The 18,543-nt window shown below is 70.4% G+C and carries 17 protein-coding genes; 10 read left to right on the top strand and 7 right to left on the bottom strand.

Annotation, left to right across the window (positions count from 1 at the left end):
- Positions 1–219: 219 nt before the first annotated feature.
- Entirely contained in the window at positions 220–1,821 is a 1,602-nt protein-coding gene (locus ACIBJC_RS32710) for a Na+/H+ antiporter (RefSeq protein ID WP_399298779.1), read from the bottom strand.
- A gap of 40 nt (positions 1,822–1,861) precedes the next feature.
- Positions 1,862–2,746 (bottom strand): aldo/keto reductase, encoded by an 885-nt coding sequence (locus ACIBJC_RS32705; protein ID WP_399298777.1) that lies wholly within the window; start codon positions 2,744–2,746, stop codon positions 1,862–1,864.
- Positions 2,747–3,319: 573 nt separating this feature from the next.
- Here ACIBJC_RS32705 and ACIBJC_RS32700 point away from each other — a divergent pair.
- Together ACIBJC_RS32700 and ACIBJC_RS32695 are read left to right on the top strand one after the other, a co-directional pair.
- Positions 3,320–4,240, top strand: a complete 921-nt coding sequence (locus ACIBJC_RS32700; RefSeq protein ID WP_399298775.1) for a helix-turn-helix domain-containing protein — start codon at positions 3,320–3,322, stop codon at positions 4,238–4,240.
- Positions 4,240–5,259 carry an aldo/keto reductase gene (locus ACIBJC_RS32695; RefSeq protein WP_399298773.1) on the top strand — a complete coding sequence of 340 codons (1,020 nt, stop codon included), beginning with the start codon at positions 4,240–4,242 and terminating at the stop codon, positions 5,257–5,259. The genes ACIBJC_RS32700 and ACIBJC_RS32695 overlap by 1 nt, the downstream gene beginning before the upstream one ends.
- A 19-nt stretch (positions 5,260–5,278) precedes the next feature.
- Here the strand turns inward: ACIBJC_RS32695 and ACIBJC_RS32690 are convergent, their stop codons facing one another.
- Entirely contained in the window at positions 5,279–5,422 is a 144-nt protein-coding gene (locus tag ACIBJC_RS32690; protein ID WP_399298771.1) for a hypothetical protein, read from the bottom strand.
- A gap of 482 nt (positions 5,423–5,904) precedes the next feature.
- On the opposite strand from ACIBJC_RS32690, the gene ACIBJC_RS32685 reads away from it, so the two are divergent.
- Entirely contained in the window at positions 5,905–7,128 is a 1,224-nt protein-coding gene (locus tag ACIBJC_RS32685) for an N-acetylmuramoyl-L-alanine amidase (protein WP_399298769.1), read from the top strand.
- 192 nt (positions 7,129–7,320) lie between these two features.
- On the opposite strand, the gene ACIBJC_RS32680 is transcribed toward ACIBJC_RS32685, so the two are convergent.
- The 4 genes from ACIBJC_RS32680 to nac form a co-directional block, all read right to left on the bottom strand.
- Entirely contained in the window at positions 7,321–8,349 is a 1,029-nt protein-coding gene (locus ACIBJC_RS32680; protein WP_399298767.1) for an L-idonate 5-dehydrogenase, read from the bottom strand.
- A 171-nt stretch (positions 8,350–8,520) separates the two neighbouring features.
- A complete protein-coding gene (locus ACIBJC_RS32675; RefSeq protein WP_399298765.1) occupies positions 8,521–9,291 on the bottom strand; it encodes an SDR family oxidoreductase in 771 nt (256 codons plus the stop codon).
- Complete coding sequence (locus tag ACIBJC_RS32670) at positions 9,288–10,295, bottom strand: 2-hydroxyacid dehydrogenase (protein WP_399298763.1); 1,008 nt, start codon at positions 10,293–10,295, stop codon at positions 9,288–9,290. The genes ACIBJC_RS32675 and ACIBJC_RS32670 overlap by 4 nt, the downstream gene beginning before the upstream one ends.
- Before the next feature lie 112 nt (positions 10,296–10,407).
- Complete coding sequence (gene nac / locus ACIBJC_RS32665; protein WP_399298761.1) at positions 10,408–11,445, bottom strand: nitrogen assimilation transcriptional regulator NAC; 1,038 nt, start codon at positions 11,443–11,445, stop codon at positions 10,408–10,410.
- Positions 11,446–11,816: 371 nt separating this feature from the next.
- Here nac and ACIBJC_RS32660 point away from each other — a divergent pair, with 371 nt between their 5' ends.
- The 7 genes from ACIBJC_RS32660 to ACIBJC_RS32630 all read left to right on the top strand — a co-directional run bounded on the left by ACIBJC_RS32660 (position 11,817) and on the right by ACIBJC_RS32630 (position 18,523).
- The gene (locus ACIBJC_RS32660) at positions 11,817–12,599 is read left to right on the top strand and encodes a LamB/YcsF family protein (protein ID WP_399298759.1); all 783 of its coding nucleotides are present in this window, start codon (positions 11,817–11,819) and stop codon (positions 12,597–12,599) included.
- 1 nt (position 12,600) lies between these two features.
- Entirely contained in the window at positions 12,601–13,371 is a 771-nt protein-coding gene (locus ACIBJC_RS32655; protein ID WP_399298757.1) for an allophanate hydrolase subunit 1, read from the top strand.
- The gene (locus ACIBJC_RS32650) at positions 13,364–14,404 is read left to right on the top strand and encodes a biotin-dependent carboxyltransferase family protein (RefSeq protein ID WP_399298755.1); all 1,041 of its coding nucleotides are present in this window, start codon (positions 13,364–13,366) and stop codon (positions 14,402–14,404) included. The genes ACIBJC_RS32655 and ACIBJC_RS32650 overlap by 8 nt, the downstream gene beginning before the upstream one ends.
- Positions 14,405–14,499: 95 nt before the next feature.
- Positions 14,500–15,810 carry an MFS transporter gene (locus tag ACIBJC_RS32645; RefSeq protein ID WP_399298753.1) on the top strand — a complete coding sequence of 437 codons (1,311 nt, stop codon included), beginning with the start codon at positions 14,500–14,502 and terminating at the stop codon, positions 15,808–15,810.
- Between the two features lie 46 nt (positions 15,811–15,856).
- Positions 15,857–16,600, top strand: coding sequence for an SDR family oxidoreductase (locus ACIBJC_RS32640; RefSeq protein WP_399298751.1), 744 nt, complete (start codon positions 15,857–15,859; stop codon positions 16,598–16,600).
- 4 nt (positions 16,601–16,604) lie between these two features.
- Positions 16,605–17,834 carry an aspartate transaminase gene (locus tag ACIBJC_RS32635; RefSeq protein WP_399298749.1) on the top strand — a complete coding sequence of 410 codons (1,230 nt, stop codon included), beginning with the start codon at positions 16,605–16,607 and terminating at the stop codon, positions 17,832–17,834.
- Positions 17,835–17,848: 14 nt separating this feature from the next.
- Complete coding sequence (locus ACIBJC_RS32630; protein ID WP_399298747.1) at positions 17,849–18,523, top strand: 4-carboxy-4-hydroxy-2-oxoadipate aldolase/oxaloacetate decarboxylase; 675 nt, start codon at positions 17,849–17,851, stop codon at positions 18,521–18,523.
- The last annotated feature ends 20 nt before the right edge of the window (positions 18,524–18,543 follow it).

Below are 18,543 nucleotides of genomic sequence, written 5' to 3'. Positions count from 1 at the left end.
TTCTGGAGCCGCTGGGGAAGGGTTCCTGACCTGCGGTTTCAGCCAGGAGTGCAGGGGTGGTGAGCATGCCGCGTCACGATGTACGCGTCCCCGCGGGAATGGTGGACCGGGACGGCGAAGACTCCTGCGGGTGCATGCCCTGACCACGCACGCGGTGACTTCGTTGTCGTCGCCGCGCCGCTCAGGGGGGCACGGGGTGAGGAACGTCGGCCGTGCCTCTCACTCCGGGTCCATCACCTGGGCCAGGCGCGTCTCCTCCGCGTCCAGTTGCTTCTGCACGCGCAGGAGAACGACGTCGTCGATGCGGTGCCGGTCGCGCAGGCCGATGACGGCGGAGCGCTTGTGTTCCAGGAGAGCCAGGCGCAGGGCGGTCTCCTGCTGGTGGCGTCGTACGAGTGCTCCCGACCCCGGGGCGCTCGCGGCGCCGGCGGCGTTCAGGGTGCGCAGGTGGGTTTCGTACTCGGCCCGCAGCCGCTCGGCGACCTCGGCGTCGGTACCGAGGTCGGCCGCCACCGCGGGGAGGGCGTCGAGTGCGGCCTCGGACGCCGTGGTCCGGGCCAGACCGAGTTCACGCTCGGTGTCCGTGTCGCGGGGCAGCCCGGCCCGGCGGGTGACGGCCGGAAGGACCAGCCCCTGCACCACGAGGGTGGCCACGACGACGCCCGCGGTGACGAAGACGATGGCGTCGCGATCGGGGAACGGAGCGCCCGAGCCGACGGTGTACGGCACGGACAGCGCCAGCGCCAGGGAGACGGCCCCCCGGAACCCGGCCAGGGCGCTCACCACACGGGCCCGGTGGCTCATACGGCGTTCCCGCTGCTGGGGACGCCTGTCCAGCGCTCTGATCGCGTACACCGAGACGAACAGGAACAGGAACCGGACGGCGACCAGAGCACCGTAGACCGCTACCACCATGAGCAGAGCCTGGGGCAGGGCGGTGCCCGAGAGGCCCCGTACCGCTGCCTGCGCCTCCAGCCCGACCAGGACGAACAGGGCACCGTTGAGCAGGTACATCGCCAGCGACCAGAACGCCTCCGTCTGCCGCCGGGCCGCTGCCCGGCCCAGGCTCGGCCCGGCCTGGCTCATGATCAGCCCGCACACCACCACCGCGAGCACCCCCGACGCCCCGATGAACTCGGCCAGCAGATAAGCGCTGAACGGGATCAGCAGAATCGTGAGGTTGTCCAGCAGCGTGTCGCCCAAGGCGCTCACGCGGCGTCTGACCCTGACGCCGAGCCAGGCCACCGCCACGCCGACCGCGATCCCGCCCCCGTAGGACAGCGCCACGAGAGCGCTGATGTGGGTGGTGGAGAGGTGTTCGGAGCCCACGGTGACGCCGACCGCCAGACCGTAGACGACCAGTGCCGTGCCGTCGTTGATCAGCGACTCGGCGCGCAGCAGCGTGATGTTGCGGTGGGGCAGGAGGCGGGAGACCACGCCGACCGCGGTGGCGTCGGTCGGTGCGACGGCGGCCCCCAGCACCCAGGCCGGCCCCCAGGGCAGGCCGAGCGCGTGGGCGAGGGCCGCTACCGCCCAGGCGGTGCAGGCCACGAGGAGCGTGCCGGTCAGGACGATGCCGCGCAGATCCCGGCGGATCGTCCGCAGCGACGTGGTGACGCTCTCCCAGTACAGGATCACCGGCAGGAAGACGAGCAGCAGGATGTCCGGCGGCAGCTCCGTCCCGCGCAGCGCCGGCACGAACCCCAGCAGGATCCCGGCGGCCAGTTGCAGGACGGGAGCGGCCACCCGCAGCCGGTGGGCGAGCACGCCGCTCACCAGCAGCGCGCAGGCGAGGATCACGACGAGCTCAAGCCCTGCCACTACTCATCCTCCTTGTCCTTGTCGCGGGCAGGAGGTGATGTCAGGCTTCGGGGATGGCGCGGCCGAACTCGGCGAGGGTGACGTTCTCAGGCTCGGGACCTCCGCGGCGGCCGGTCTCCAGGCCGTCGAGGTCCTTCAACTCGTCCGCGGTGAGCTCGAAGTCGAAGACGTCGGTGTTCTCGGCGATCCGGTGGCGCCTGGTCGACTTGGGGATCACCGAGCGGCCGTGCTGGAGACCCCAGCGCAGCAGCACCTGGGCCGGGCTCCTGCCGTGTGCCTCGGCGATGCCGGTGACCACCGGATCCTGGAGGACGCTCCTGCGGTTCTCGCCGTACCCCGGGTAGAAGGTGATGCCGCCGATGGGGGACCACGCCTGGTTGATGATGCCGTGCTCGGCGTCGAAGTCGAGGACCGCGCGCTGCTGGAAGTACGGGTGGATCTCCAGCTGGTTGACCGCGGGGACGACGGAGGTGGCGTCGAGCAGCGTGGTCAGGTGGTCGACCATGAAGTTGCTGACGCCGATCGCCCGGACCTTGCCGTCGGCCAGGAGCTTCTCCAGCGCGCGGTAGGCGGCGAGGGTCCTGTCGAAGTCCGACGGGAGGGCCTGGTGCAGGATCAGCAGGTCGATCCGGTCCACGCCGAGCTTGGCGGCGCTCTTGTCGAAGCCGTGCAGGGTCTCGTCGTAGCCGTAGTCGCTGATCCAGATCTTCGTCTCGACGAAGATGTCGTCGCGGGGCACGGCGGAGGCGCGGATGGCCTGTCCGACCTCGCGTTCGTTGCCGTACGCGGCTGCGGTGTCGATGTGCCGGTAGCCGAGGTCGAGCGCGGCCGTGACGGCGGCCCGGGTCTCGTCCGGCGGGGTCTGGAAGACGCCGAGCCCGAGGGCGGGCATCTCGACGCCGTTGTTGAGGGTGAGGGTCTGCATCACAGGGACCTTTCGGTGCGGGTGGCCCGCGAGGGCACGATGAGGATGACGACGGCCAGGACCGCGAACGGGAGCAGGACGGCCGAGCCAGGCCAAGCCGGCCGTGGTCAGGGCGACCCGGTAAGCAGCACTTTCGGCCTGCTCACCCGCTCCGGCAACCGCGGCACCTGGACCGCGAGGACGAAAGTGACCAGCGCCATCGGCAGGAAGCCGCTCCACCTGGACAAAGGCGCTGCGCGCACGGTGCTCCTCCAGATCGGCCTCCGGCCCGGTCCAGTTTGGTCCGGTCCGGGTTTAGTCCGGTCTTGTTTAGTCAGGTCTGGTTTAGTTCGGTTCGGTTTGGTTCGTCCTGGTTCGGTTGGTCCGGTCGTGATCGGCCGGGACCTCGGCCTTCTCCAGAGAACCGCGCCTCGGCCCGTACGTGGGAGTCACTGCTCTTCCAGGTAATGGCAGTACCTCGCAGGCACTCGCCGACGGATCTACCGTGAGGAGACCGGCACAGATTCACGACGATCAGAAGGAGCCACCGCATGTCCGCCCTCGCCGCCACCGCAGAAGCTCCGGGGCCTGAGCATGGCTGACACCGACAGGAGGACACTGGCCGCCGAGGTCCGTGAGTTCCTGAGCACCCGGCGGGCTCGGATCACCCCGGAGCAGGCCGGGCTGCCGGTCTACGGCGTGAACCGTCGTGTCGTCGGCCTTCGCCGCGAGGAGGTCGCCCTGCTCGCCGGCATGAGTGTGGACTACTACATCCGGCTGGAGCGGGGGAATCTCACCGGCGCTTCGGACTCGGTGCTCGACGCCCTCGCACACGCACTCCAGATGGACGAGGCCGAACGCACCCACCTCTACGACCTGGCCCGCGCGGCGACGCCGTCGGGCCGACGGGCCACGGTGACCGCCTCCCGTGTGCGGCACACGATCCTGCGGCTGCTCGACTCGATGACCGACGTGCCGGCGTACGTGCGCAACGCGCGCTTCGACATCCTGGCCGCCAACAGGCTGGGACGGGCGTTGTACGCACCCGTCTTCGACTCGCCGCTGTTCGCCCGGCGCGGTCCGGTCAACAGCGCCCGCTTCCTGTTCCTCGACCCCGCCGGCCAGGAGTTCTGGACGGACTGGGAAAGGGGCGCCGACGACGCGGTCGCCTTCCTGCGCACCGAGACGGGCCGGGCACCCCACGACAAGGCGCTCACCGATCTGATCGGAGAGCTGACGACCAAGAGCGACGACTTCGCCCGCCGGTGGGCCCGTCATGACGTGAAGTTCCACCGTTCCGGTGTCAAGAACCTCCACCACCCGCTGGTCGGCGATCTCTCGCTGCCCTACGAGGCGATGGACCTGCCGGCCGATCCCGGCCTGCGTCTCAACTTCTACACCCCCGAACCGGACTCCCGGGAGCGGGAGGCCCTGGGCCTGCTCGCCAGTTGGGCCGGTTCCGGCACCGTCGTTCCCCCCGTGAACGACCGACCACATCCGAGGAGAACAGACTGATGCAGTACCGACCGCTCGGCCGCACCGGCGTCCAGGTCAGCCCGCTCTGCCTGGGCGCGATGATGTTCGGCCCCTGGGGCAACGAGGACGAAGCCGACTCGATCCGGATCATCCACCGCGCCCTCGACGCGGGCGTCAACTTCGTCGACACCGCGGACGTGTACTCCGCCGGTGTCTCGGAGGAGATCGTCGGCAAGGCCCTGAAAGACCGCCGCGAGGACGTGTTCCTGGCGACCAAGTTCTTCATGCCGATGGACCAGGACGACCTCAACCAGCGGGGCGGCTCGCGGCGTTGGATCATCCGCGAGGTCGAGAACTCCCTGCGGCGGCTCGGCACCGACCACATCGACCTCTACCAGGTCCACCGCCCCAGCCCCGACACCGACGTCTCGGAAACCCTCGGCGCTCTCTCCGACCTCGTCCACCAGGGCAAGATCCGTTACATCGGCTCCTCGTCCTACTCCGGCTCCCAGATCGTCGAGGCCCAGTGGGTCTCGCGCGAGCGGAACCTGGAGCGGTTCGTGACCGAGCAGCCGCCGTACTCGATCCTGGTCCGCGGCATCGAGGAGGACGTCCTGCCCACCGTGCGCCGCCACGGCATGGGCACCCTCACCTACAGCCCGCTGTCCGGAGGCTGGCTCTCCGGCCGCTACCGCAAGCACGCCACCGAGGGGCCCGCCTCCGCGGCCCGGCCCCAGGCCCGCTTCGACATGAGCACCCCCGCCAACCAGCGCAAGCTCGACGCCGTCGAACAACTCGCCGTCCTGGCGGAGAAGGCCGGTCTCACGCTCATCGAGCTCGCCGTCGCCTTCGTCATCAACCACCCCGGCGTCACCTCGGCGATCATCGGGCCCCGCACCATGGAACAGTTGGAGGCGTTCCTGCCCGCCGCCGATGTCACGCTGTCGGCCGACGTGCTCGACGCCATCGACGAGATCGTCGCCCCCGGGGTCACGGTCAACCCGGTCGACAACAGCTACGGCGACTTCGAACTCCGCGCCGACCAGCGGCGGAGGTGACGCGAGACGGCTCGGCAGGTCAACGGCACGCCACCCGCCCCGGCCGATGCTCCGCCCCGTCCTCCCACGGGCGCCAGTGGCCGGTGTCGTCGACGGTGCCGAGTTGCTGATCGGCGAAGTGCACGCCGAAGCCGAAGACGCCGTCCTGGGCCAGGAGTTCCACGAGTCGGCGGCGTGAGTGCTCGGCCTGGGCACGGTCGTGGTCGAGGACGGCCTCCCAGTCGGGTCCCGGAACTGCACGGGTGAGTGCATGGCGTCGCCGAAGGCCACGATCCGGCGGCCGTCACCGGTGCCGAGGATCCAGGCCGTGTGCCCGGTGGTGTGTCCGGGCAGCGCCCAGGAACGTACTCCCTCGGCTGTCTCGGTTCCGTCGTGCAGGTGGGTGAAGGCGACCGTCTCCAGCGTGGCCGGGGCCACGCCCAGGCGCTCCAGGTGATCGGGGAGGGTTCCGGCGAGCGGCCCGGGCGCGCGTGCTCGAATGGTCGTGCCGAGACGAGAACCTCCGGCGCGGAGCGTGCATCTGACCTCATGAGCAACGCGCGCGGGTCGATGATGTCCTTTCGGCCGGCGCACCTCCGGGGAGGAGGTGTGCGCGAAGTCCGATGATGGCTCTACCAGTTGCATGGTTACGACATAGGGAAGTTCATGCGTTTTCGTAAGACGATCCCCGCGGTCGCTCTCGGTGTGGTGTCACTGACGGCGTCCCTCGCCGTCACGGGTACCGGTACCGCGGCGACGGCGGTCGAGGCGACGGCGGCGGATTCCACTCAGGTCGAAGAGGCCACGCTCACCGACAGCAAGGGCAAGCCCTCCGGCGCCCTGTCGGCGAAGGCGGCGTCACCGGCCGGGACGGTGTTCTCCACCGGTGAGATCACGGGGGAACGCTTCTCGTCGATCGGTCTCAGTTGGAAGAAGGAGTCCGCCGTCGACAGCGGGCTGACCGCCGAGGCGCGGATCCACCGCGACGGGGCCTGGGAATCGTGGCGGGAGGTTCCGCTGGAGCTCGACGAGGGTGTGGCCGAGGAGGTGAAGCGGGCAGGCGCGCCCGCCTTCTACACGGACGAGGCGGACGGGGTGGAGGTCCGCCTCACGTCTCCGAAGGGCAGTCTGCCGCGGGATCTGCGGCTGTCGTTCATCGACCCGGCGCAGAGCCCGGCCGTCGCCTCCTCGGACCGCCGGCCGCGGTCCGCGCGGACCGCGCAGGCCGGACAGCCGGACGTGAAGCTGCGGAAGGACTGGGGTGCGGACGAGGCGCTGGCCGATCCCGGGTACAAGACCCAGCCTTCGATCAAGGCGGCCCTCGTCCATCACACCGTGACGGGAAACAACTCCTACACCCAGGAGCAGGTGCCGGAGATCATCAACGGCATCTACGTCCAGCACATTCTGGTCCTCGGCTACGGCGACTTCCCGTACCACTTCGTCGTCGACCGCTTCGGTGGCATCTGGGAAGGCCGCAAGGGCTCCATCGAGATGCGGCCCGGCACCGGGATTCCCGGCATCCTCGGCGGCCACGCGTCCGGCTTCAACACCAACACCTTCGGTGTCGCGACGCTCGGCAACTTCGAGCCGAACAGCAGCGAAGGCGGCGAGGACACCGGCCCCGACCCGAAGCCGAGCGAAGCCATGACCAGGAGTCTGGCCGACCTGCTCGCCTGGAAGGCCGGCCAGTACCAGTTGAAGCCGGAAGGCTCGACGCAGCTCGTCTCGGCCGGCGGAGGGGGCACCAACCCGCACCCGGTGGGCGCGGTGCTCGACGTACCGGTCATCTCCAGCCACAAGGACGTGAACGTGACGGCCTGCCCGGGCGGCAAGCTCTACGAAATGCTTCCCGACCTGCGCAAGCAGGTGGCCGACCGGCTCGGCTGAGCAGCGTCAGGGGCGCCCGTGTTCCTCCGGGCATGGGCGCCCATGCCCCGGCCCATGCCCCGGCCCATGCCCCGGCCCATGCCCCGGCCCCGGCCTCAGCCCCGACCGGCCGGATGCGGTGCCGGACCCGGCGGAAGTCCTGCCCTGCGGCCCCGGCCTCGGGGCGGCGGAGTAGGCGGCGGGCGGTCCCCGTCAGGCGTCCGTCAGGTCCAGCAGGACCTTCGAGGCGACCGCCCGGTCGTGGGCGATGTCGAAGGCGGCGTGGGCGTCGGCGAGGGGGAAGGTGTGGGTCACGATCGCGTCGACCGGGAGGCCCTGGGCCAGCAGGGTGATCGCCTCGTCGAACTCGGCGTCGAAGCGGAAGGCGCCCCGGAGGTTCAGTTCGCGGGTGACGGCGATGTTGCCCAGGAGGGGGACCTCACCAGGGGGCAGCAGGCCGAGGAGTACGACGGTGCCGCCGCGGCGTACTCGCTCGACGCAGGTGCGCAGGGCCGGGGGCGCTCCGGAGGCCTCGACGGCGATGTCGAACGGCTCGGCCCAGGCGTCGGCGTCGGTGTCGTCCGCGCGGAGTGTGCGGGTGGCTCCGGACGCGGTGGCGATGGACAGGGGGGCGTCGAGGAGGTCGCTCACGACGACCTCGGCGGCGCCCCTGTGGCGGAGAACGGCGGTGACCAGACAGCCGATCGGGCCCGCACCGGTGACCAGGACGCGTTGGCCGGTCACGTCGCCGGCCCGGTTCGCGGCGTGCACCGCCACCGACAGGGGTTCGGCCAGTACGGCGCGGCGCAGGTCCAGTTCCGCGGGCAGCGGGCGGATCTGCGCCGCGGGTACCGTGACGAGTTGGGAGAAGCCGCCCTGGACGTGGGGCGTACGGGCGGCGCTGCCGAGGTAGCGGGTGTCGGCGCAGATGTTGCGGTGGCCGGCCGCGCAGTCGGCGCAGCGGTCGCACGGGGTGGCGGGGTGGACGGCCACCGGGGTTCCGACGGCCGGTCCCTCGGAGCCGGGTCCCAGGGCGGTGACATGGCCGACGACCTCGTGCCCGAGCACCATCGGCTCCTGGACGGTGAAGTCGCCGACCCGGCCGTGGCGGTGGTAGTGCAGGTCAGAGCCGCAGATTCCGCCGAAGGCGACGGCGACGGTCACCTGACCGGCGCCGAGCGGGGCGGGGGAGCGGTGCTCGACCCGGAGGCCTCCCGCGGGGTGGACGACGCAGGCTCGCATGGTGGGGTTCCTTCCCTCGGGGTGTCCGCGACAGGAGTCCGTGACAGGTGTTCTTCACAGGAGTCTGTGACAGGTGTTCGTGACAGGTGTTCGTGACAGGTGTTCGTGACAGGTGTCCGTCACAGGGGTCTGTGACAGGGGTCTGTGACAGAGGTTCGTCACCGGAGTCCGTCACAGGACGGAGAGCATGCCGCCGTCCACATAGAGCACCTGACCGTTGACGAAGTCGGACGCGGGGGAGGCCAGGAAGACCAGGGCTCCCACGAGGTCGTCGACGGCGCCCCAGCGGCCGGCCGGTGTGCGGGTGCGGACCCAGGCGCTGAATTCCTCGTCGGCGACCAGGGCCGAGGTGAGTTCGGTGGCGAAGTAGCCGGGTCCGATGCCGTTGACCTGGATGCCCAGCGGGCCCAGGTCGGCGCACATTCCCTTGGTGAGCATCTTCAGGCCGCCCTTGGTGGCGGAGTAGGCGGCGATGCCGGGGCGGACCGCCTCGCTCTGCAGTGAGCAGATGTTGACGATCTTTCCGTGGCCCCGGGGTGCCATGCGCCGTGCGACCTCGCGTCCCACGAGGAAGGCGCTGGTGAGGTTGGTGTCGACGAGGCGGTGCCAGTCGGCGTCGGTGAACTCCAGTATCGGGGTGCGGTGTTGGGTTCCCGTGTTGTTCACGAGGACATCGATCGGCCCGGTCTCCTCCTCGATACGCGCGACACCGGCGGCGACGGCCGCCGAGTCCGTCACGTCGAAGGCGGCCGTCCGTACCCGGTCCCCGAAGGAGGCCGCGAGTTCCGTGCCGGTCGCTTCCAGGGCCGCGGCGTTCCGTCCGTTGAGGACGACCGTACAGCCGGCCTCCAGCAGGCCCTGGGCCAGCGCCTTGCCGATACCACGGCTGGAGCCGGTGACCAGGGCCGTCCTGCCGGTGATGTCGAACAGCGGGTGGCTCATGAGCGTGCTCCGGCGGTGCCCGCGGGGGTGCCCGGCACGGCGGGACCGCCGGGGAGCGGGGTGCGGGCGGGGCGTTCGGCGAGGACGTCGAGGATGTTGTCGACCGCCAGGTCGACCATGGCGGCCCGGGTGGCCTCGGTGGCCGAGCCGATGTGGGGCAGCGTGATGACGCGCTCCTCCGCCACGAGGGGCGACAACTCCGTCCCCATCGGCTCGTGTTCGAAGACGTCGAGCCCGGCGGAGTGCAGCCGCCCCTCCTGGACGGCGTGCAGCAGGGCCTCTTCGTCGACGACACCGCCGCGGGAGGTGGAGACCAGGGTGGCCGTGGGCTTCATCCCGGCCAGTTCGCGGGTCGAGATCAGGTGCCGGGTCTCCTCGGTGAGCGGCACGTGCAGCGACACGATGTCGGACTCGGCCAGCAGCGTGGCCAGACCCACCGAGGTCGACAGGGCGTCGTCGGGGGCGTACGGGTCGTGGTGGAGCACCCGCATGCCGAACCCCTGGGCCCGGCGGGCCACCGCGCGGCCGATCTGGCCGTAGCCGATCAGACCGAGGGTGGCCGCGTGGATGTCCAGGCCGAGGTAGTCGTGCATCCGGAACAGACCCCAGGAGCCGTCCGCGAGGCTCGCTCCGGCGGCGCCGAGCCGACGGCGGGCGGCCAGGATCAGGGCGAAGGTGAGGTCGGCGGTGGTCTCCGAGAGCACGCCGGGGGTGTGGGTGACGACGATGCCCCGCTCGGCGGCGGCGGCCCGGTCGACGTTGTCGAAACCCATGCTCGCCAGCGAGACGACGCGCAGCGAGGGGCCGGCCGCGTCCATCAGCGCACCGTCCACCGGGTCGTTCCCCAGCGCCAGCACGCCACTCACTCCGGAGGCGAGGGCGGCGAGGTCGGCGGGCCCGGGCTTCCCCGTCCCGGGCCAGGCCACCACGTCCACGGCCTCGGACAGGCGGTCCAGGCCGCGGCCGGGCAGGTTTTCACGGGTGGTGAGGACACGCTTTTTCATCAGGTCTCCAGTGACGAGCCATGCGGGGCGGCCGGGCGGCTGGTTTCGAGAAAGCTAGCCGGGGCGGTCACCGGAGACAAATAGCGGTTCTGTGTGACGCTATTGGCGATTCTTATTCTCGCCCAGGTTCCCGCCCGGATTCTCGGCCCAGGTTCCCGCCCGGGTTCTCGCCCAGTTTCTTGTCGGGGCCCTCGCCGGAACCCTCGTCGGAACTCTCACCGGGATTCTTGTCGGGATTCTCGTCCGGGGACCCGTCGAAGGCGGTGACCAGTTCGAGGAAAAGATCGTGCACCGACAGGGCGGGTTCCCCGAGAGGCTGATTGTCCGAGGTGACCAGGGACAGCTTGACCTGGATGACGGGATCCACGATGCGGCGCACGGACAGGGCGCGGACGTCGAGGATGGCGCGCGCCGCCGACCAGGGCAGGATCGTGGCGCCGAGACCCGCGTCCACGGCGTTGACGAGCGTCAGCGCGGACTCGACCTCGCCCACCACGTTCAACTGGAGCGATGCCTGCTGGAAGGCGGCGTCCACGACCTGCCGGATCGTGTGGATGCGGCTGGGGAGCAGCAGGGGCACGCTCGTGAGCTCCTCCAGGTTCACCTCCCCCTGTCCCGACGGGGCCGTTTCGCCGGGCGCGCCGATCAGGAACAGGTCCTCCGTGCGTACGGGCTCGAACTGCACACCCCGCAGCGGGCCGGCCCCGTAGATGAACGCCATGTCCATCCGGCCCGTCATGATCGCCTCGCTGATCACACCGCCGAAGTTCTCGTTGATGTGCAGCAGGATGTCCGGATAGCGCTCGCGCACGCTCTTGAGCAGCGGCAACGCGAGCGCAGCACCCAGGCTGTACGGGGCGAGACCCACCGACACGCTGCCGGCGGGGGCCCGGCCGGAGACCTCGACGGCGGCGTGGGCGAGGTCCACCTGGCGGAGGATGAGCTGCGCGTGCCGGTACAGCGCCCGGCCCGCCTCGGTCGGGGCGACCCCGCGTTTGCTGCGGATCAGCAGTTGCTGTCCGAACTGCGCCTCCAGCGCGGACAACTGCTGGCTGAGCGCGGGCTGCGCGATGTGCAGGATGTCGGCCGCGCGCGTGATGCTCCCCGCATCGATGATCTTGATGAACGAGTACAGACGCCTGGTGTCCATGCGGGGCCTTCCGTGGGGAGCGGGGCCTCATCGTAGGGAGGGGGCCGACCCGAAGCGTAGCTTCGGCGGGCCTCCGGTGTGAGGTGGGTCATAACGGTTCTTGATAACGCCAGACCGAACGCATATTGGCGGTCATGCGACCAGGAGATTAAGTTGAGCGAATCATCCACCCGGAACCGACCGGAACATGGAATTCGAGTCGGCCACCGGGGACTCTTCCTGGCCAGACCCTTCCTGCTCGTGATCTGCCCGCGATCTTTCCCGCGATCTTCCCGCGATCGTTTTTGTGCCCGAGGAACGCGGATTCTTTTCCGGATATCACGAAGACGTGGTGGCCCTCTCCTTCCCAGAATTTCCTCCCGGAGGACGTCATGACTCCCATGGTTGATCTCGTCGCCGATCTCGGTGAGGGATTCGGTGCCTACTCGATGGGCGACGACGAAGCCCTTCTGGAGATGCTGACCTCCGCCAATGTGGCATGCGGATTCCATGCCGGTGATCCGCGCATCATGGACGCCACCGTTCGGCACTGCGTGGAGAAGCGGGTGGCCGTGGGCGCCCATCCGAGCTTTCCCGACCTGGTCGGCTTCGGCCGCCGCGCGATGGACCTCACCCCCGAGGAGGTCCGTACGGACGTGCTCTACCAGGTCGGCGCCCTCCAGGCGTTCGCCGTGGCGCACGGCACCCGGGTGCGCCACGTCGCCCCGCACGGACGCCTCGGCAACCTGGTCGCCGTACGCGCCGACTACGCGCGTGCCGTCGTGGACGCCGTCGCCTCCCTGGACGAGTCGCTGATCGTCCTCGCGCAGGACGGCGAACTGGCCGACGCGGCCCGCACCCGCGGACTGCGCGTGGGCATCGTCGGCATCGCCGACCGCGCGTACCGCGCCGACGGGACGCTCGTCCCCCGCTCCGAGCCCGGGGCGGTGATCCACGACCCGGAGGAGGTCTCCCGGCGGACGCTGCGGATGGTCACCGAAGGCGTCATCCGCAGCGTCGACGGCACGGACCTCCCCGTCACCTGCGACACCGTCCTGCTGCACGGCGACAGCCCCGGAGCCATCGCGCTGGCCGGCCGCATCCGCGAGGGACTCCTCGCCGCCGGAGTCGCGATCACTCCGCTCGACACAGTGCTGAACTGTAAGGGCGTCTGACATGAACAGCGACGCCATGAACAGCGATGTCACGAACGACGTCATGAGCAGCAACGTGATGAACGGCAACGTGGTGATCGCGGACTGCGGCGACTCCGCCCTGGTCGCCAAGGTCGTGGGCCTGGGCGCCGAGGACGCCTGGCGGCTCGTCCACGCCCTCGCCGACGCCCTGGACACCGTCCGGCTCAGCGGCGTCCACGACGTGGTGCCCACCTACGACGCCCTGCTCGTGGAGTTCGACTGCGCCGCCACCGACCACGGCACCGTCCGGCGGATCCTGGCGCACGAGGCGGACCGCCTCGGACCGAGCCCCGCGAGGACCGCGCCGCCCCGGCGTTTCCTCGTACCCGTCGTGTACGGCGGCGAGTACGGCCCCGACCTGCCGGAGGTGGCCGCGCGACTCGGCCTGGCCGAGAGCGAGGTCGTCGCCGTCCACTCCGGATCCGATCTCACCGTGCGCTGCCTCGGTGCGCCCGCGGGCGCGCCGATGATGGACGGGCCGCCCTTCCCCGGGCCGGTGCCGCGGCTGGCGTCGCCCCGTACCCGGGTCGACCCCGGATCGGTCGCCGTCGCCGGCCGGCAGGCGGTGATCTGCCCGATGCCCTCGCCCGGCGGCTGGCCGCTCCTCGGGCGGACCCCGCTGCGCGTCCTCGACCCGCACCGCGACCCGATCACCGCCTACCAGCCCGGCGACACCTTCCGCTTCGTCCCCATCACGCCCGACGAGTGGGACGACTACGCCGGCCGGCCCCTGGCGGCGTGCCATGGCTGACACCCTCAGGATCCGGACCGCGGGCATCGTCGCCGTGCAGGATCTGGGCCGGGTCGGCCGCTCCCGCTACGGTCTGCCCGCCAACGGAGCCGCCGACCAGCACTCGGCGCGCGTCGCCAACGTCCTGTGCGGCAACGACGAGCGCGCCCCGCTGCTGGAGATCACGGCGCTCGACTTCGCGTGTGTCCCCTCCAGCGACATCCTCGTCGCCGTGACCGGCGCCCCCGCCGACGTGATCGTCGACGGGGTGGCCCGCCCGCAGTGGGAACCCGTTCCCGTACGCGCCGGCGAGACCGTCCGTATCACCAACATCCGGCGGGGACTCCGCGTCTACCTGGCCGTACTCGGTTCGTTCGAAGCCGAGTACCTTCAGGGCAGTTGCGCCCCCGACACCATTCTGGGGTTCGGCCCCGCCCTGCGCGGCGGCGACGAACTCGTCCTGCGTACCGCCTGTCCGCCCATCGACCACCCTTTCTCGCGGATTCCGCTGTTCCGCCTGCACGCGCCCGTCCCCGCCTTCCCCGCCACCTGGACCATCGACGTCACCGACGGTCCCGACCGGGCCGAGTTCGGAGACACGGGAAGCCGCCTGTTCGACGCCCCCTTCACCGTCAGCCCGCAGAGCAACCACATCGGCCTGCGGCTGAGCGGCGAGGTGCCCCGCCGGGTCACCCGGGGCGAGATGCTCTCCCGCGGTGTCCCCATCGGCGCCGTCGAAGTGCCCGCGGGGGACGAACTCCTCGTACTGCACCGCGGTCGCGGTGTCACGGCCGGCTACCCCGTCCTCGCCGTCGTCACCGCCACGGGCCTGTCCGACCTGGGGCAGGTGCGCCCCGGGCAGACCATCCGCTTCCGCCACCGCACCCTCGACCAGGCGGTCACCGCCCACCGCGCGCAACGTCACGCCATCGACGCCCTGCGGACCCGCGTCCGCACGGCCTTCGACACCCTGCGTATTCGCGCCCCCGCCGCCAGTGCCCCCGCCGCCAGTGCCCCTGCCGCCAGTGCCCCCGCCGGTCACGGCACCGGCTGAACTCCCCGCCCCGCTCAGCACCCAGCACCCCCTTCGCCCGCCCGCACGGAGCCGAACACCCCTCATCCCCAGCCTGCTTGCCAGACAGGAGAGCCATGACCACCGTGGCCGCTCAGCCGACACCCAACACCGTCGACCCCAAAACAGCCCGTAAGGTCACCCTCGCGGGGTGCGTCGGGATCTTCGCCGAGCTCTACGACAACGGCATCTTCGGCTTCATGGCCGGAACGCTCGCCGCCGTCTTCTTCCCCGGCTCCGACAACGCCATCCAGCTCGTCTTCCTCGGCTACGCCGTCTCCTTCTTCTTCCGCCCCCTCGGCGGCATCATCTGCGGCCACCTCGGCGACCGCATCGGACGCCAGAAGATGCTCGTCTTCGTGGTGATGCTCATCAGCGTCGCCACCGCGGCCATCGGTGTCCTGCCCACCTACGCGAGCATCGGCATCGCGGCGCCCATCCTGCTGATCCTGCTGCGCGTCGCGCAGGGCTTCTCCGTCGGCGGTGAGGCGTCGGGCGCCATGAGCTTCCTCGCCGAGCACGCCCCGGAGGGCAAGCGCGGCCTCTACACCAGCTACGCGCAGATCGCCTCGTTCCTCTCCCTGCTCACCGGCACGCTGGTCGCCGCCGGCATGACCAGCGGACTCGGCACCGAACGCATGGAGTCCTGGGGCTGGCGCATACCGTTCCTGCTCGCCGTCCCCCTCGGCATCACCGGCATCTACATCCGCAAGCGCATCAGCGACACGCCCAACTTCATGCGCCTGAAGGAAGAGGGCGGTCTGTCCAAGAACCCCCTCAAGGAAGCCTTCACCTCCGCCGAGCACCGCCGCGCCATGCTGCTGGCCCTGTTCATCCCCCTGATGAACGGCTCCGGTTACTACGTCCTCTTCAGCTACATGCCCACCTTCATGAGCAGCGAGCTCAACTTCGGCAAGGTCCAGGGGCTCCTCGTCACGGCCTCCAGCCTGGTGGCCATCTGTATCGCCATCCCGTACATGGGCCGGCTCTCCGACCGGGTCGGGCGCAAGAAGGTCATCGCCGGCGCCGCGATCGCCATGGCCGTCGTCGGCGTTCCCTGTTACCTCCTCATCGGTACCGGCAACGTCGCCCTCGCCGCCCTCGGCGCCTGTGTCATGGCCATCGTGTTCGCCGGGCACACCGGTGTCATCCACATCCTGCTCGTCGAACTCTTCCCCACCCGGGTGCGCTACTCCGCCTACGGCCTGGGGTACAACGTCTCCTCCGCGCTCTTCGGCGGCACGGCCCCCCTGCTGATGACCTACCTCATCGACCGCACGGGCAACGTCAACATGCCGGCCTTCTACGCCGTGGTCACCGCGCTCGGCACCCTCATCGCCGTGTCCCGGGTGAAGGACCGCGCCCACCTCCCGCTGCGCGACGTCTGACCGGCCGCGCATCCGCACACCCCCCCGCATCAAGGAGCACACCACCATGCCCATTTCCGACTACAGGACGGCCCTCGTCACCGGAGCGTCGACCGGCATCGGAGCCGTGGTCGTCGAGCGGCTCGCCAAGCGCGGCCTCGAAGTGCACGCCGTGGCCCGCAACGCCGACCGGCTCGACGCCCTCGCCGCGGCCACCGGCTGCGTCCCGCACGCCGTCGACATCACCGACACCGAGGCGCTCACCGCCGTGCTGGAGGGCCTGGAGATCGACGTCCTCGTCAACAACGCGGGGGTATCGCGCACCGGCAACATCCTGACCGCCGACGAGTTCGCCATCGACGAGCAGGTCGCCGTCAACATCCAGGCCGTCCTGCACCTGGTGCGCCTGCTCATGCCCGGCATGGCCGAACGCGACCTCGGCCACATCGTCAACATCAGCTCCATCGCCGGCGTCTACAACTTCGGCGGCAACACCATCTACCACGCCACCAAGGCGGCCGTGCACACGCTCTCCCGCCAGTTGCGCGTCGACGGCTACGGCCGCCGGATCCGCGTCACCGAGATCTGCCCCGGACGCGTGGAGACGGAGATCTTCGGCCGCCTGCTCGGCGACATGGAAGAGGCCCAGCGGCAGTTCTACGACGGTTACGAGTCCCTCAAGCCCGAGGACATCGCCGACGCCATCGAGTTCGCCGTCGACACGCCCCGGCACGTCAACATCGGCCACGTCGAGATCCTGCCCACCTTCCAGGTCCCCGGCGGACTCAACTTCGAACGCCGGGAGGGCTGAGACGATGAGCGGCCTCCCCCCTGCCACCGCGGCACGCGTACGCCGTATCAACCCCTCGCCCAGTACGGCGGCGGCCCAGCGTGTGCGCACGCTCAAGAGCCAGGGGCTCACCATCCTCGACCTGACCGTCGGTGAGCCGGACTTCGACACCCCCGAGCACGTCAAGGCCGCCGCGATCCGGGCCATCGAGGCGGGCGAGACCAAGTACACCCCCGTGAACGGCACCCCGAAGCTGCGCGCCGCGATCGCCGGGAAGCTCCGCGAACGCCACGGGCTGGAGTGCACGGACGCCCGGATCGCCGTGGGCGGTGGCGCGAAGCAGGTCATCTTCCTCGCCCTGATGGCGACCCTGGACGAGGGGGACGAGGTCATCGTCCCCGCGCCCTACTGGGTGTCCTATCCCGACATGGTCCGTGCCAACGACGGCACCCCCGTGATCGTCGAATGCCCCGAGGCGGACGGCTTCAAGCTGACCCCGGAGCGGCTCGGGGCCGCACTCACGGAACGTACGCGCTGGGTCGTCCTGAACACCCCCGGCAACCCGACCGGATCCGCGTACACCGTCGACGAACTGCGCGCGCTCGCACAGGTGTTGCTGGACCACCCCCACGTACGCGTCCTCACCGACGAGATCTACGACGAGATCTGGTACCGCGAGGAGGACACCCCGAGCCTGGCGGCCGTCGAACCCCGCCTGGCCGACCGGGTGTTCCTCACCAACGGGGTCTCCAAGACGTACGCGATGACCGGGTGGCGCATCGGCTACGGAGTGGGGCCCGAGGACCTGGTGACCGCGATCAACACGCTCCAGTCCCAGACCTCCTCCTGCCCCTCCTCCGTGAGCCAGGCCGCCGCCGTCGCCGCCCTCACGGGACCGCAGGACTTCGTCCGGGAGACCGTACGCGTCTACCGCGCACGCCGCGACGCGACCGTGAAGCTCGTCAACGACGTTCCCCTGCTCCGCTGCACCGTCCCCGACGGCGGCTTCTACCTCCTGGTGAACTGCCAGGACACCCTCGGGCGGTTCACGCCCGCGGGAGAGCGGATCGAGAACGACGAGGACTTCGCCCGCCACCTGCTCGACAGCGAACAGGTCGCGGTGATCCACGGAGCCGCGTACGGGGCGCCCGGCTACTTCCGTATCTCCTTCGCCACGTCGGCGGAGGTCCTCACCGACGCGTGCGCACGCATCGCGACGGCATGCGCCGCACTCTCCTCCGCCCCGCCCCTCTGATCCGAAAGGCCATCATGATCCGCGTCAGCACCACGTTCGAGCGGCCGGAGCCCGCCGTGATCGAGCGACTGAGCGCCTTCTCCTCCGCGACCATCCACGAGGCACAGGGCCGGCTCGGCGCGCTGGACTCGGCCATCAAGCCGGTCGACCACCGCATGTCCCTGTGCGGCCCCGCCTTCACGGTCCAGTGCGCGCCACGCGACAACCTGATGCTCCAGACGGCCATCGCCTACGCCCGCCCCGGGGACGTCGTGGTCGTGTCCGCCGGCGCCTACGAGGAGGCGGGCTCCTTCGGGGACGTACTCGCCAACGCCTGCCGGTCCAAGGGGCTCGGCGGCCTCATCACCGACACGGGCGTCCGGGACACCGAGGACCTGCGCGCCCTGGGGTTCCCGGTCTTCTCCCGCAGTGTGTCCATCAAGGGCACGGTCAAGGAGACCGTCGGACCGATGTGCGAGCCGATCACCATCGGCGGCGTACTCGTCCGCCCCGGCGACGTGATGCGGGCCGACGCCGACGGCGTGGTCGTCGTCCGCCGCGAGGACGCCGCCGAGGCGGCCATCGCCTCGCAGGAGCGGGTCGACACGGAGGCGCAGTACATCGCCGCGTACCGGGCCGGCAAGACGGTCGTCGAGATCTGCAACCTTGAGCCGCTTCTGGCGGCGAAGGGCCTGGTGATCGAGGACTAGGTCCACCGGGGGCCTGGGCT

The sequence above is a fragment of the Streptomyces sp. NPDC050509 genome (assembly GCF_044457965.1).
Classification (GTDB): Bacteria; Actinomycetota; Actinomycetes; order Streptomycetales; family Streptomycetaceae; genus Streptomyces.
The sequence above is the reverse complement of the archived record's forward strand: the minus strand, read 5'-3'. Positions and strand labels throughout refer to the sequence as shown.